At 50.1% G+C, this 14919-nt stretch carries 12 protein-coding genes; 10 read left to right on the top strand and 2 right to left on the bottom strand.

The window, feature by feature from the left end:
• The first annotated feature begins 35 nt into the window (after positions 1-35).
• Positions 36-2150 (top strand): AAA family ATPase, encoded by a 2115-nt coding sequence (locus tag QPL96_RS13120; protein WP_303287786.1) that lies wholly within the window; start codon positions 36-38, stop codon positions 2148-2150.
• A 20-nt stretch (positions 2151-2170) separates the two neighbouring features.
• Positions 2171-2380, top strand: coding sequence for a hypothetical protein (locus QPL96_RS13125; protein WP_303287787.1), 210 nt, complete (start codon positions 2171-2173; stop codon positions 2378-2380).
• 56 nt (positions 2381-2436) lie between these two features.
• On the opposite strand, the gene QPL96_RS13130 is transcribed toward QPL96_RS13125, so the two are convergent.
• On the bottom strand, positions 2437-2769 hold the full coding sequence (locus QPL96_RS13130; protein WP_303287788.1) for a hypothetical protein: 333 nt from the start codon (positions 2767-2769) through the stop codon (positions 2437-2439).
• 105 nt (positions 2770-2874) lie between these two features.
• On the opposite strand from QPL96_RS13130, the gene QPL96_RS13135 reads away from it, so the two are divergent.
• The 7 genes from QPL96_RS13135 (at position 2875) to QPL96_RS13165 (ending at position 13945) form a co-directional block, all read left to right on the top strand.
• Positions 2875-3147, top strand: a complete 273-nt coding sequence (locus tag QPL96_RS13135) for a hypothetical protein (RefSeq protein WP_232901401.1) — start codon at positions 2875-2877, stop codon at positions 3145-3147.
• Positions 3140-3727, top strand: a complete 588-nt coding sequence (locus tag QPL96_RS13140; protein WP_303287789.1) for a hypothetical protein — start codon at positions 3140-3142, stop codon at positions 3725-3727. The genes QPL96_RS13135 and QPL96_RS13140 overlap by 8 nt, the downstream gene beginning before the upstream one ends.
• Before the next feature lie 125 nt (positions 3728-3852).
• Positions 3853-4773, top strand: a complete 921-nt coding sequence (locus tag QPL96_RS13145) for a metallophosphoesterase (protein WP_303287790.1) — start codon at positions 3853-3855, stop codon at positions 4771-4773.
• Between the two features lie 101 nt (positions 4774-4874).
• A complete protein-coding gene (locus tag QPL96_RS13150; protein ID WP_303287791.1) occupies positions 4875-8156 on the top strand; it encodes a helicase-related protein in 3282 nt (1093 codons plus the stop codon).
• Positions 8149-9015, top strand: a complete 867-nt coding sequence (locus QPL96_RS13155; RefSeq protein ID WP_303287792.1) for a DUF4391 domain-containing protein — start codon at positions 8149-8151, stop codon at positions 9013-9015. The genes QPL96_RS13150 and QPL96_RS13155 overlap by 8 nt, the downstream gene beginning before the upstream one ends.
• Before the next feature lie 60 nt (positions 9016-9075).
• Positions 9076-10926 carry a site-specific DNA-methyltransferase gene (locus tag QPL96_RS13160; protein WP_303287793.1) on the top strand — a complete coding sequence of 617 codons (1851 nt, stop codon included), beginning with the start codon at positions 9076-9078 and terminating at the stop codon, positions 10924-10926.
• Position 10927: 1 nt separating this feature from the next.
• Positions 10928-13945 (top strand): type III restriction-modification system endonuclease, encoded by a 3018-nt coding sequence (locus QPL96_RS13165; RefSeq protein ID WP_303287794.1) that lies wholly within the window; start codon positions 10928-10930, stop codon positions 13943-13945.
• 89 nt (positions 13946-14034) lie between these two features.
• On the opposite strand, the gene QPL96_RS13170 is transcribed toward QPL96_RS13165, so the two are convergent.
• Positions 14035-14580, bottom strand: a complete 546-nt coding sequence (locus QPL96_RS13170; RefSeq protein ID WP_303287795.1) for a DUF1016 N-terminal domain-containing protein — start codon at positions 14578-14580, stop codon at positions 14035-14037.
• A gap of 60 nt (positions 14581-14640) precedes the next feature.
• Here QPL96_RS13170 and QPL96_RS19485 point away from each other — a divergent pair, with 60 nt between their 5' ends.
• Complete coding sequence (locus QPL96_RS19485; RefSeq protein ID WP_011783419.1) at positions 14641-14850, top strand: transposase; 210 nt, start codon at positions 14641-14643, stop codon at positions 14848-14850.
• Positions 14851-14919: the final 69 nt, after the last annotated feature.

Below are 14919 nucleotides of genomic sequence, written 5' to 3' on the forward strand. Positions count from 1 at the left end.
TAAGATGGTGGTAAATGGATCAGGAGACCACCTCTATGCTGCTGTGGAAAGAGCTCATCAACGAAGCGCAGGACCCGGGGCCAGACTTGTCAGCCTCGAAGGATGACCTGAAGCTGCTCCAGATCTACCTGTGCCGGCTGTATCTCACTTCCGGGTATGAGAACACACTTAGCTTTTTCGGTGCGGACGACGCGCTGGCATTTCTGGGCATCAAGGTGCCGGAAGGCGGTGGTTCCGTGTCGGGTACCGGTGTATACCTGAAGGCGATTCGTGACCGCGAAAAAGCCCTGACGGCATCCCTGAAAGGCAAGCCGAATCTGTCTTTCGAGCCGTTGCTGTCGAGCCTCACCAAACTGCTAAAACCCAACCTGGTGGAGATCAAAGTTCTGATCTTCACTCTGTTGTTGCACAAGCATCCACAAGCCAAACAGGTTCTGCGCGAGCTGGAAATCACCGAGCTCAACAACTCGGTAAACGCTTTGGCCAAAGCCATGCGGGAATCCTCACGTATGCTCGCTCGCGCTTTGGACGAAGACGCGATGCTGTGCCAGATTCGACTGCTCGAAGCGCCTAATCGCAACAGTGACATATGGGACCTGGTTGAGGGTGGCCCCTTGCTTGGCCAGCTGGTCATCGCTTCGTCCGAAGCAAACGACGAAGAGGATGAGCAGGACCTCGAGCAGATGTTGTTTCGTCAAATCTGCCCACCGGGCCCTGCTGCGCGGCACAAAATTGGTGATTTCAATGGTGTGCCAGAGCTGCAGTTGATGTTGGACTATCTGCAGAATGCGTTGCGCAGTAAAGCCCGAGGCAAAAATATTCTGCTGCATGGCAAGCCCGGTACCGGTAAAACCCAGTTGGCCCGGGCGATGGCCGAAAAACTCGCAGCCCCTCTGTATGAAGTGCCGACCAAAAGCGACAACACCGGATCAATGACAGGCCGGATACGCCTGGATGCGTCCAAACTGGCCCAGATGTTTCTAGAAGACCGGCTTGGCGCCATCCTCCTGTTTGATGAAATGGAAGATGCCTTCCGTAAATCGGATCAGCTGGCCAAGGGCTGGTTCAACCAATTACTGGAGGAAAACCAGGCACCGGTTATCTGGATCAGCAACAACATTACAGAAATGGATCCGGCTTTTTTACGTCGTTTCGATTTCATTGTTGAAGTGAAAGGCAGTGGAACTGATCAGCAAACCGAACGTATGGAAAGGGAACTCCTTATGTTGCCAGTTTCACCTGACTGGGCATCGAGTGCTGCCAAGCAGCCCTGGATGACACCTGCACTGGCCAAAAACCTGTCAGAGGTGGCGCAGTATCTGCCAGTAAAACAGGTCACCCGAAACCAGAACAGGCTGGAATCACTGATCGAACAGCGCCTGGTGGCGATGGGCGAGAATCGCCCGGTGCAGATTCTGAAAAAGCCTCGTAAAGCCGATTTCCCGGAATTCAGGATTGAGTGGATCAACACCCGCCCAACCTTACGGAACGCAGAGCGACTGGCCCGTGATGAAGGCACCGCGCGCATTTGCTTGTACGGCCCACCGGGCGCAGGGAAGACCGCCTATGCCCAGGAACTGGCCCGGCGCCTGAAAAAGCCGTTCATGCTGCAATCGGGCAGTGACTTATTGGGGATGTTCGTCGGGCAAACAGAGAAGAACATCGCCGCTATGTTCGACAAAGCAGAAAAAACCGGTGCAGTTCTATTGCTGGATGAAGCCGACACCTTCCTTTACACCCGCAGCATGGCCCAGCGTAGCTGGGAAGTGAGCGCGGTGAACGAGTTCATGATTCGGCTTGAGCGGTTTGAAGGTGTCTTCCTGGCCACCACCAACCGCTTCGACAGCTTCGACAAAGCCATCCTGCGCCGATTCCAGCTGAAAGTAGCGTTCAGCTGCCTGACAGCCGAGCAGGTAAAGGCTATTGTCAGTGCATGTGTGGTTGATAAGGATAAGGCGAGCGCGTTAACCCCCGAGCAGCTCAGTCACCTGGACCATCTCACCCCGGGTCTGATCCGAGCTGCGGTGCAGAACCTCCGGCTGCGGGGTTTCAAAGCACGCACTGTGAGGCTGCTGGAGGCGCTGAAAGAAGAGCAGCGCCAGCAGACGGAGGGCGTTGTCAGCCAACCAATCGGATTTGTTCAATCGTAAAAGATCAGGAGCGCCGCATAATGAGCAAAAAACCAAAAACCGGCTTCCCGCAAGATTTGTGGGTAGTGGAGTATATTGACCTGATGAATCCTTCGGACAGTTTCGAAGGGCAAGCGATGCCTCGAGAGGAAGCCGAGGCAAAATACGCGGCGTTGACGGACAACGGTACCCGCAAGACCGCCCAGGACAAAAAAAGCATGGGCTACTACCAGCTCAGACAAAAAGCCTGACGTTCAGTCAGGCTGAAGGCCCCCTGAGCTGCAAGGGCTCAGGGGAAGGGAGGAGATTATCCTAAGCGGCGCAACGCTTCTTCCCGTGCAACATCCCAGCTGGAATCGTCGGTAGGCAATCCGTTAGCTCCCAGCGGTGGCACCCCGCGCTCTTTCCGACGGGCGTTTACCTTCTCGGTGTAATCCAAACTCATGGGATTAATACCATGGCGACGGTCATTGGCGTCTGCGATGGAATCCATCATGGCATCGTATTCTTCCGGGAAGAGTTCGTAGTGTACATCGTGGACAAGCTTGTTGAGCTCATCCAGCTTTCGGCACTCCTCCTCGGATAAAGCTTCCCGTTCTGCGGTGCGCTTCTTGAGCAGTTCTTTTTCGGCACGATTCATCGTTTTCTCCCTGTTCAGTTCAACTGCGATCAGTCTAGGCTAGTTGGGCGACACATATTGTCGCAGACGTTCCTTAGAATGAACTTATCAACAAAGGAGGGATGAATGAGCACCCACTACACCGCTGAAAGCATCTCCCGTGCATTGTTCCACACAGATCCTATGCGCACGTGCTGCACAGAGAATGACTGCTTCGATGAGTACGACGCAGTGGCCCGGAGTGTCAGTGAGCATCTACAGAATGGTGAAGCCCTGGAACATGCTTTTGCCTGTGCGCTCGGAGCCTGGTTTTATGATGATGAGGATCTTCCAGTGCAACCCGCTGTGATCAGGCCCGTCATTGAATGGCTTGAGAAAGAGGGACGACACCATGAGTGAACTTAGAACCGACCTGAAAGCCGGATTGAAGGGAAAGTCCCATACCGCCATTCTGATAGCCATGGGCTACCGAAACCCGACTCCTGCGAACATCAAGCGCCTGAAGAACGTGCTGGCCAGTAAACATCTTGGCCTCGAGGGAGGAGGATTTGACCTGAAATACAGTTCGGCAGAGTTTCTGCTGGCACTGAGTAAAGTGGCAGGTCTTGAGGGGCAGGAGGCTCGCCATCGGATCAGCCACCTTGAGCACCCCCTCTCTGAAGAGTGGCATGCATTCAAGCCATATCTCTGGGTAGATACCAACTTCAAACGCACCACCCAGCCGATCTTCGCTTTGGCCGCGTGTGAATCATTCCGCCACCTATTCTTTCCGAAGGGTTTCTGGCGTCTACCACTGGAGCAACAATTGGCCAAAGCGGGTGAAAAGATTCGTGAACACATGCGCGAGACCACCGGCTCTCTCGGTATCTGGGGCAAGATTGAAGCTTACTGGTTTATCCCGGCGCCAGGCCACGCCTATGTCCTGTCGACTGAAGGTGACGTGATTGGCGAAAAATACTTTGCAACATGTAAACAATAGTTACGTTTGTTGGAATTCGCTCCAACTTCACGCAGTATTGCTTATACTCGGAATGCAACGCAGCCTAACTTTTCTGAACTTGGCGGACCGGCTGCGCAGAGAGATTTACCAAACAAGGACGAAAGATGTACGACCTGATCGGCGATATTCACGGCCACGCCACTGAACTCAAAGCCCTCCTCAGCAAGATGGATTACCGAGAAATAGACGGCGTGTGGCAGCACCCCGAGCGAAAGGTCATTTTCCTGGGTGACTTTGTAGACCGCGGCCCGGAACAGGTAGAAACCGTCACCATTGCCCGAAACATGGTCGAGAATGGCCAAGCACTGGCGGTGATGGGTAACCACGAATTCAACGCAGTAGCCTGGGCTACGGAAGACCCGCAAAACCCTGGCGAACATCTTCGCCCCCATATTGATAAGAATCTTAAGCAGCACAGAGCCTTTCTGGAGCAAGTAGGTGAAGGCAGCGAGCTGCACCACAGTATGATCGAGTGGTTCAAAACCTTGCCGGTGTATCTGGACTTGCCGGAATTTCGAGTAGTACACGCCTGCTGGCACCCGGAGCATCTTGCGGCCATAGCCAAGTACACCAATAAAGAAAACCGGTTACTTCCGACCGCTTGGGAGGAGGCAAGTCGAAAGGGCTCAGAGGCCTATGAGGCGATTGAAACCCTTCTCAAAGGGTTGGAGATTCCGCTTCCGGGCGACCATCACTTCTTCGACAAAGATAAGAATAAACGAACCAATATTCGCTCCGAATGGTGGCGCGAAGGTGAACTGACCTATCGCGACCTGGCGATGGTGCCGGAAGAGGTCATCGATAGTATTCCGCATGAGCCGGTGGCCACCCATGTTTTGCCGGGTTACGACGGCGAGAAGCCGGTATTTGTAGGGCATTACTGGATGAAAGGGGAGCCGGCTCCACTGAATGAGCGCATTGCTTGCCTGGATTACAGCGTTGCCGGTGGGCTGGGTGGAAAACTTTGTGCTTATAGATACGACTTGAAGCAGACCCTGAGCTCCGATAACTTCGTCTGGGTTTGATTAACGACTTAAAGAAAGTACTCGGAGTCTCTACGCCCGCATCATTGCAAGGCCAGGCCGCCCCCTTCTCACCTCGGGAATTAGTCAGGAGTTGAACACGCGTGTTACTCGATAATCAATCAAGTGGGTTTGTTGGCCAGGAGCTTAAGAAGCACCCATTCAAGGGGGCAAAATTATCGGTACTATCAAGCCTTATGAGCCTCTATGGCTTTGCCTATTTCAAGCATGAACTAGCGCAGTTGGATGGAGCCAGGCTTTTACTAACCGAATGGGGGGGCGGCAACCTTCAATCGCTCATTGGCTCCGCAGAGGAAGTTCGGTTACTTAATCGACTACAACAAAAACGCACTGCCAGGGAGTTCTCGCAGTGGCTGGCAAACAAGGCTGAAGTGAGAGCCAGCGTACGGTCTCAGCCGGGTCAGAACATTATTCATCTGGGGTCACCGGAGGAAAGCTTTGCCATCAGTGGCAGTGCCACTTTCAATCCAACCGGATTGGGTGAGGTGCGCTCTGATTTATTACAAATGAACATGGGCCTGTCTGATCCGGAGAGCACCCGGCAGCTTCTGGCATGGTTCGATAACGTCTGGGCTGATCCACACAATGTTCGTGATATTAAAAATGGCCTCATCGCCAGGTTGGATGCCATTGCTGCCGATCAACCGGCCAGTTTCATCTATTTCCTGACGCTATTTCATCTATTCAAGGATTTCCTCGAAGATATCGACGAAGACAGCATAATTCGAAGCAAAACCGGATTCAAAGACATGCTGGTCTGGAACAAACTCTACAAATTCCAGAAAGACGGTGTGCTGGGTGCAATAGACAAGCTCGAAAAGCACAACGGCTGCATCATTGCCGACAGCGTGGGGTTGGGTAAAACCTTTGAAGCCCTGGCGGTGATCAAGTACTACGAGCTGCGTAACGATCGCGTGCTTGTTCTATGCCCGAAAAAACTCCGTGACAACTGGACCATGTATACGGTCAACGACAAGCGCAACCTGCTCGCCGCTGACCGCTTTAATTACGACGTACTGAACCATACCGATCTGACCCGACCAAAAGGCTACTCGGGCGAAATCAATCTGGAGACACTAAACTGGGCCAATTACGACCTGGTGGTCATCGACGAATCCCACAATTTCCGTAACACACCGAGCAAGGCGGAAGGTAAAAGCCGCTATGAGCGCCTGATGAACGACATTATCCGTTCAGGCGTGAAAACCAAGGTGCTGATGTTGTCGGCAACGCCGGTCAACAATCGCATGAACGATCTGAAAAATCAGGTCGCCTTTATTACAGAAGGTCGGGATGATGCCTTTGCCGAACAGGGTATTAAAAATATTGAATCCACCCTGCGACTTGCCCAGAAGCAGTTCAACCAATGGGTGAGCGAACCGGTTGAAAAGCGTACCACGGCAACCTTGCTCGACATTATGAGCTTTGACTACTTCAAACTGCTCGATATCGTTACCATTGCCCGTTCGCGAAAACACATTGAAAAGTACTACGGCACCGAAGATATCGGCCGCTTCCCAACTCGGTTGCCACCAAAAAACATCTATGCCGACATCGACGCTTCCGGCGAGTTTCCGCCGTTAAAAGACGTCAACAAAACCATCCGGCGGCTATCCCTGGCGGGTTATTCTCCACTGAAATTCGTGCGTGAAGCAAAAAAAGCCGAGTACGCCCGTCGTTACGATAAAGCCGTGGGCGCAGGCAAAGGGGTATTCAAACAGGTTGACCGTGAAGAAAGCCTGATTCACCTCATGCGCGTCAATTTGCTCAAGCGCATGGAAAGCTCAATTCACTCGTTCACGCTGACGGCCACCAAGCTCGCTCAGCAGGTCGACCGACTGCTGGCCAAAATTGATGCCCACGAATCAGAAGAACTGACCGAGCTGAATATCGAGGATATTCACGACTTTGAGCTGGAGTCCACTGAACTGGAAAGTTACATGGTGGGCAACAAAACCAAAGTGTTGCTCCAGGATATGGATCTCATTCGCTTCCGACAGGAGCTGGAGGCCGACCGTGAGTTTTTAAACCACATTGCAGAAACAGCACAAAGTGTAAATGCAGGGCGTGATGCAAAGCTGGAGCAGCTTAAACAGGCCATTGCCAGTAAAGTGGCTAACCCGCTCAATCCGGGCAATAAAAAGGTGATCGTGTTTACTGCGTTCGCCGACACGGCTCAATACCTGTATGCCCATCTGGCGCAATGGGCGCATTCCGAATTAGGCATTCACAGTGCATTGGTGACGGGTGGCGGTACGAATAAAACCACCATGACGGGCTTAGGTTCCGACCTCAACAATATTCTTACCGCCTTCTCGCCGATATCCAAAGAGCGCAGCAAAGTAGACCCAACTGCCACTACCGAACTGGATTTACTGATAGCCACCGACTGCATCAGTGAGGGTCAGAACCTGCAGGATTGCGATACGCTCATCAACTACGACATTCACTGGAACCCGGTACGCATCATTCAGCGTTTTGGCCGTATCGACCGTCTTGGCAGTAAAAACACGCAAATCCAGCTCATCAACTTCTGGCCCAACATGGAGCTGGATGAATACATCAACCTGGAAGCGCGGGTCTCGGGGCGTATGGTGTTGCTGGATATATCCGCGACGGGCGAAGAGAACGTCATCGATGAAAGCGCCAAAGACATGAATGACCTTGAATACCGGCGCAGACAACTGCAGCAACTCAAAGATGCGGTTGTCGATCTGGAGGACATGAGCGGAGGTGTATCCATTACCGATCTTACCCTCAATGACTTCCGCATGGATCTGTCTGGCTATATGAGCGACAAAGCGCGCCTCACAACGCTGGAGCAAGCACCGCTGGGGCTGTATGCCGCCGTCAGTATTGACCAAGATATGGCCGTCGATTGCATTAAACCGGGCGTCATCTTCTGCCTGAAGAATATCCGCAGTGGTAAAGAAGCGGTTCAGGTGGATGATAATTACCCGCTGGCACCGTACTTCCTGATCTACGTGACCGCTGATGCCGAAGGCAGCACGGTGGTTGAGCTGAACTTTACCCAAAGTAAAAAGATACTCGATCTGCTCAAGCGCGAAGCCTTCAAACACAAAACGCCCGATCACCCCGCCATCACCGAAGTCAACCGCATGACACGTCACGGGCGTGATATGAGCCACTTCCAGCATCTGCTTGCCGTCGCCGTAGATAGCATTGCCGGAAAGAGCGAAGAAAAAGGCATTGAAAGCCTGTTTGCCAAAGGCGGTACCGTACTTACCGCCACCTCCAGTCAGGGCATTGAAGACTTTATGGTGGTGTCCTACCTGATATTGACAGCCCCTAACGAGGCTGATGAGTCTAAAGGGAACAGAGCACAAGGAGAGCGTGATGTCTGATATGGGGTTAGGCTTGCCACAATTCGAAGCCTTTCTGGAAGACCTGAACGTGCCCGATAGCTGTGTGCTCAATAAACCCCTGTTCAAAAAGATGTTTCAGGAGCACGCCGACCTTGACGCTAAAGACAAAAAGGCTCTGAAAGACGATATTGATAAAATCCGCTGGCTCTACACCCTAAAGCCCAGCACCATCAATATCGCGCCTTTTAGTGACGACCTGCGTGATTATGGTGAGTTGGCCTTTCTATACGTGGAATTAAGCAGTACCAAAAGTGCTGAACGCATTGGTCACCTGATTAACAGGGCGGTTCCTTACCCATTAGTGATTTTCTTGGTGCACTCTGAAAGCAACATCATAGAAGACGGCACAAAAGCAACTGGCGAGCCGGGTTCAAACGTACGCGAAAAACAACACGCCAAAGAACAACTGGCTATTTGCCTTGCGGACAAACGCATAAACAAAGCGGATCAAACAAAGTGGGTCATTGAAGATTTTCAGCTATCGCCCTGGTTATCATTGAGCAACGTAACGGGAATCACCAAAGTATTTTTTAACAGTCTGAACTTTACCAGCTTGCCGCACAGTAATTTCTGGCAGTTTTACCAAGCCTTTATGTGCCGCATACAAGCGCTTCAGTGTGCTGAAGTCAGTGGGCGCTTTTGTTTGGTGGATGGTTTAGTGAATGGAGAGGCGGCGGAACAGCAACGTAAACAATTGCAACACTACCGCCAAATCGAGCAGAACATTAATAAACTGCGTGCCCAGATCAAACAGGCCGAGTTCAGCCAGCAGGTTGTGTTGAATACCCAGATTAAACAGCAGGAACAGCGGCTCAGGCAGATCGCTGAAGCCCTTTAACAGAATTGAAATAGTAGAAGCTGAAATAAGCCGAAAGCAAAAGGATTGAGAGGAAACACAGTGAAAAATGTTATTCCAGAAGTGGATAGTAAAAGCATGGACATCGTCGCCGACAACATAAGCAAACTCAAAGAACTTTTCCCAGAAGCCTTTACCGAAGGCAAAGTCGACTTCGATGCCCTAAAAGAAGTGCTGGGTAGCTACATTGATGGCCGTGAAGAGCGCTACAGCTTCACCTGGAATGGCAAAAGCAAAGCCCGCATGCTAGCACAAACCCCAAGTACCGGCACCCTGCGCCCCTGCAAAGAAGAATCCGTTGATTGGGACTCGACTCAGAATCTATTTATCGAAGGCGACAACCTTGAAGTGCTAAAGCTGCTGCAAAAGAGCTATCACAAGAAAGTCAAAATGATCTATATCGACCCGCCATACAACACCGGTAAGGATTTTGTTTACAAAGATAACTTTCAAGACAATATCAAAAACTACAAAGAGTTCACTGGTCAGGTCGACGACGAAGGACGCAACTTATCCAGCAATCCGGAAACAAGCGGACGCTATCATACTAATTGGTTGAATATGATGTACCCTCGTTTAAAGCTTGCAAGGAACATGCTTAATGATGATGGCGTAATCCTAGTTTCTATAGGTGATGCAGAGCTTGCGAATCTGATTTCAATAATGAATGAGATTTTCGGTGAAGAAAACCGCGTAGCTATCTTTACTTGGAAGTCTAGAGCAAAACCAACCAATGCTGGAGATGCTAAATTTAGGCCACAAAAAGTAGCTGAGTACGTTGTAGTTTACGGTAGACGTTCTGGAGATGAATTAAAGTTCAATGTTGTTTCCGCAAAATTAAGAACATATCCTAATGAAGATTCTGACGGAAAATATAGATTAACCACAATTTTGACCTCAAATCGAGGGACCTTCAGAAGGGAAACCATGCGATTTGAATCTGGTGGTTATCAGCCAGATGAAGATTATCGATGGAAGGCTGGTCGGGAAACAATAGACAACCTATTCAAGAATAATCGAATTCAGTTAAATGATGATGGTGTTCCTCAAGAAAAGAAATACGAGCATGAAGAACAAGACCCACTATACCCAATTTATTGCTTTATGGATCCCGACCTTACAGGGACAGCAGAGTCCGGTAAATCAGATTTAAACGATCTGGTGGGAAATAAACATGGTTTAGATACTGTGAAGCCTGTTTTATTGCTCAAATATTTGATTGCAACATTTTCATGCCAAGACGATGTGATCGTCGATTTTTTTGCAGGTTCATGTACAACTGCTCAGGCGGTTTTTGAATTGAATGCAGAGCAATCCACAAATCGAAAGATTCTTTTGGTTCAAATTCCAGAACCGATTAAACAGGACTCAGAAGCTTTTGCAGCAGGATTTAAATCAATTGTTGATATCGGTAAAAGACGTCTTGTAGGCGTAAGTGAAAAGTTAAAAACCACTATGGCGGATTACGCTGGTGACCTTGGCTTTAAGGTGTTCAAGTTGGATTCCACCAATATAAAACCCTGGGAACTAGACTTTGATCTGACGGAGCAGGATCTGGAAGATCAAATCTCCAATATCAAACATGGCCGCAAAGATGAGGATGTGCTCTACGAGGTACTGTTGAAGTACGGTCTGGATCTGACGTTACCGATTACTGAGCATATCGTAGCAGGTCATAAAGTCTTTGATATCGGTATGGGTGCGCTGATGATCTGTCTGTCGGACGACATTACTCTCGACGTAGTAGAAGGCATTGCCAAACTCAAAGACGAACTGAAGCCGGAAATTATGCGCGTGGTCTTCAAAGACGCTGGCTTTGCCGATGACGTGGTAAAAACTAACGCGGTACAGATTCTCAAGCAGGCCGGTATTGAAGACGTAAGGAGCCTGTAAGATGAGCATGAAGATTCAGTTCGATGCCAATCTGGATTATCAGCGTGATGCCATTGAGTCGGTAACGGGCGTATTCGCCGGCCAGGAAATCTGCCAGACCAACTTCACGGTAGCGCCGCTACAATCATGGGAAGAAGGCTCGCTGTTTCATGGCACTCAGGAAGATACTCTGGGTATTGGTAACCGCCTACGCCTGCTGGATGAAGATATCCATGCCAATATCCGCAAAATACAGCTGAAAAATGGCCTCGCGCCGTCAGAATATTTTGATTCAAAAGGCGGTATCAACCTGACGGTAGAAATGGAAACCGGCACAGGTAAAACCTACGTTTACCTGCGTACGGTTTTCGAAATGAACCGGCTCTATGGCTTTTCCAAGTTTATTATCGTGGTGCCGTCCATTGCCATTAAAGAAGGTGTGCAAAAGTCACTGGAAATTACGGCGACTCATTTTAAAGAGCTGTACGAAAACGTTGCCTTTGACTATTTCACTTACGATTCCAGTAAGCTGTCGGATGTGCGTAGCTTTGCGACCAGCCCTGACATTCAGATCATGGTGATTAATATCGATGCCTTCCGGAAAAGCTTCACCGATCCGGAGCAGGAGAACAAAGCCAACATCATTCACCGGGCACACGACCGCATGACCGGTGCCAAGCCGATTGAGTTTATCCAGCAAACCAACCCGATTGTGATTGTCGATGAACCCCAGAGCGTTGACACCACAGATAAAAGTAAGGAGGCCATCGCCTCGCTTAACCCTATGTGCACGCTGCGTTATTCCGCAACACATAGAAATCCGTACCATATGCTCTACAAGCTGGACTCAGTCGATGCCTATGAGCAAAAACTGGTCAAGCAGATTGAAGTGGCGGGTATTGAGGTTAAGGACGGCCACAACAAGGCCTATATCAAGCTGCTAAGTGTGAACAACAAAAAAAGTCCGATCAGTGCCAAAATCGAAATTGATGCTCGCCTGAAGAATGGCAGCATTAAGCGCAAGGAGGTCACGGTGACCAGCGGAGCGGATTTGCTGGATGCCAAGTACAGCGGTGGACGCGACGTATACGACGGCTACATCATTGAAGACATCTACTGCGAACAGGGCAATGAATACATCAGCTTTACCAGTAAGCCCGATATTCTGAAACTGGGTCAGGCCTTGGGCGAAGTAGACCCGGATGAGTTTAAGCGCCTGCAAATCCGCAAGACCGTTGAAGAACATCTCGATAAAGAAATGCGCCTGCGCCCACAGGGCATTAAGGTGCTGAGCCTGTTTTTTATCGACAAGGTCGCCAACTACCGCTGGTATGACGAAGACGGCAACGCGCAAAAGGGCAAGTTCGCCCTGATGTTTGAAGAAGAATACGATCGCGCCATTCGTAAGCCCAAGTACAGCCAGCTATTCGAAGGTGCCGATTTAGATACGGCGGCGCAAGGTGTGCATAACGGCTATTTCTCTGTCGACAAGAAAAAAGACAGCTCTGGCAACGAGATGGTGAAAGACTCATCGGGCAAAACTGCCGCCGATGAAAGCGCCTATAACCTGATCATGAAAGACAAAGAGAAACTGCTGAGCTTTGATTCAAAGCTGAAGTTTATCTTCTCTCACTCAGCGCTCAAGGAGGGCTGGGACAACCCTAATGTCTTCCAGATATGCACCTTGAACGAAACCAGTTCGGTGATCAAAAAACGCCAGGAGATCGGTCGGGGCTTGCGCATCTGCGTTAACCAAGATGGCGAGCGTGTACACGGTTTTGCTGTGAATACACTCACCGTGATGGCCAATGAATCCTACGAGCAATTTGCAGAGCAATTGCAGAAGGAAATCGAAAACGAAGAAGGCATCAAGTTTGGTGTGGTTGAAAAGCACCTGTTTGCCAATATCGTGGTGCCGGTTGACGACCACAATCACGAATATCTAGGTACCGAGGCGTCAAAGCAGTTGTGGGAGCACTTGCAGAGCGAAAGCCACATTGACAGCAAAGGTAAAGTCCAGGATAGCCTTAGGGTATCGTTAAAGAACGGTACTCTGGCGTTGCCTGAGGCATTCCAGCCCCATGCAGCACAGATTGTGTCGGTACTGAAGAAAGTAGCTGGCAACCTGAACATCAAGAACCGTGATGACAAAGCCAAGGTTTCTCTGAACAAAGCCGTGTATCTCAGCCCCGAGTTTCAGGCGCTGTGGGATCGTATTAAATACAGAACCACGTTCCGCGTGGACTTTGATGCCAACGCGCTGATCGAAAAGTGCGCCGAAGAGATCAAAATTAACCTTCAGGTGGGTAAGGCTCGCTTCACTTACCGTAAGGCGAAGACTGAAATAGACCGGGGCGGCGTGCATACCGAGCAGGTTCAGGAAACAACCAGTGTTTACGAGTCCCGCGCATTTGATTTGCCCGATTTGATCACTTACTTACAGAACGAAACCAACCTGACGCGCCGCAGCATTGTTGCCATTATCAAAAAAAGTGGCCGCCTGGAATCTTTCAAGAATAACCCGCAGAAGTTTATCGAGCAGGCCGCCAACATCATCAAAAGTCAGATGCGCCTGTTTATCGTCGACGGGATCAAGTACCACAAAATTGGTGACGATCAGTTCTATGCTCAGGAGCTATTCCAACAAAACGAATTGTTCGGCTACCTGAAAGACAACATGGTGAAAGCTGAAAAGTCAGTCTTCGACCACGTCGTTTACGACTCTGATATCGAACTGGAGTTTGCCTCGGCCTTTGAGCGAAACGACGATATTAAGCTCTACGCCAAACTCCCCGGCTGGTTCAAGATCGATACTCCCCTAGGCGGTTATAACCCTGATTGGGCGGTACTGATTGAAAAGGACGGAAAAGCAAAACTTTATTTCGTTGTTGAAACCAAGAGCACGCTCTTCTCGGTAGAGCGCCGCCCAGAGGAAAACGCCAAAATAAAATGCGGTCATGCACACTTTGAGGCCCTGGGTGATGACGTGAAGTTTACTGTATCAAATTCGATGGACGAGTTTTCAAGCAGGTATGCGTGAGCAGTGTTAGTTCACAGTTTTTTGAAATTAACGATTTGAAAAGGAAGTCAAAATGAAACTTGGATTAGATCTGGAGAACTGTTATGGCATCAATAAACTGGTTGGGGGTCCGGCTCGGACAATGGGCGTGTCTGGATCTTGGCCTCCTGCTTTACCGATGTCCGATCCTGACTACTTAGGAGCCGTTCGTAATACAGCGTACCGATCTGCCGTTCCAGTGCACGAACACTCCATCCCTCCTGGATCGCTTCTTGCTGGCACCATGCGCGAGCTTCGGGGTTCTCAATGCGAGAAAGATGATTGTAATGCGACCAGCTCAATTCGGGAGACACTGTCTCTCGATTCGGAAACGTTTCATAGAACCGACGCATATTACGCAGGTTCGTGACATCAAAGCCTTTTCCAAACTCTTTGGTTAATTCTTGGGACAGGCGCTGAAGCTGCTGCCTTCCATAGGCGGCTCGGGCCTCCCCCTGCTGCTCGTCCTCGATAATGAGCCGGCCAATATGCCAATAGGTCTGAACCATAGAGCTGTTGACCGCTCGCACGACTTGCTGCCTGGCCGTTTCAATCTCTGTTAACAAGCGAGGGTTCGGCATCGTCATCGAAAATTCTTTGTTTGGTTCACGATCCATCTTCCGGTTCCTAACAGATTTCATGTAGTGGCATAGTGAATCTGGCCACCTGATGTTGAGTTGTATGATCACTCACATAATGAATCAGGTGAAGACGAAGACGAAAAAAAGAGGTCCTTCAGTCCGGAAGTCCATTTGGAGGCTGCCCAGCTGGTGGTCGAGCAGGGATACACGGTGAAAGCTGCCTGCGATGCCATGGGTGTCGGTAAAACTACCATGGAGTACTGTGTTCGAATACTTCGCTCCGAACACGCATGGCTTCCATTTTAGAGATAGTCTCGAGGTGTTCTGCATTCTGCGAGATATACTGACGGCATAAAACACTTCGTCCCACAGCCA

This window comes from Marinobacter sp. SS8-8 (assembly GCF_030540945.1).
GTDB lineage: Bacteria > Pseudomonadota > Gammaproteobacteria > Pseudomonadales > Oleiphilaceae > Marinobacter.

Excerpts from the sequence above, each read along its gene's own strand:
- QPL96_RS13120 (WP_303287786.1), top strand. The coding sequence starts at position 36 with ATGCTGCTGTGGAAAGAGCTCATCAACGAAGCGCAGGACCCGGGGCCA.
- QPL96_RS13125 (WP_303287787.1), top strand. The coding sequence starts at position 2,171 with ATGAGCAAAAAACCAAAAACCGGCTTCCCGCAAGATTTGTGGGTAGTG.
- QPL96_RS13130 (WP_303287788.1), bottom strand. The coding sequence starts at position 2,769 with ATGAATCGTGCCGAAAAAGAACTGCTCAAGAAGCGCACCGCAGAACGG.
- QPL96_RS13135 (WP_232901401.1), top strand. The coding sequence starts at position 2,875 with ATGAGCACCCACTACACCGCTGAAAGCATCTCCCGTGCATTGTTCCAC.
- QPL96_RS13140 (WP_303287789.1), top strand. The coding sequence starts at position 3,140 with ATGAGTGAACTTAGAACCGACCTGAAAGCCGGATTGAAGGGAAAGTCC.
- QPL96_RS13145 (WP_303287790.1), top strand. The coding sequence starts at position 3,853 with ATGTACGACCTGATCGGCGATATTCACGGCCACGCCACTGAACTCAAA.
- QPL96_RS13155 (WP_303287792.1), top strand. The coding sequence starts at position 8,149 with ATGTCTGATATGGGGTTAGGCTTGCCACAATTCGAAGCCTTTCTGGAA.
- QPL96_RS13165 (WP_303287794.1), top strand. The coding sequence starts at position 10,928 with ATGAGCATGAAGATTCAGTTCGATGCCAATCTGGATTATCAGCGTGAT.
- QPL96_RS13170 (WP_303287795.1), bottom strand. The coding sequence starts at position 14,580 with ATGGATCGTGAACCAAACAAAGAATTTTCGATGACGATGCCGAACCCT.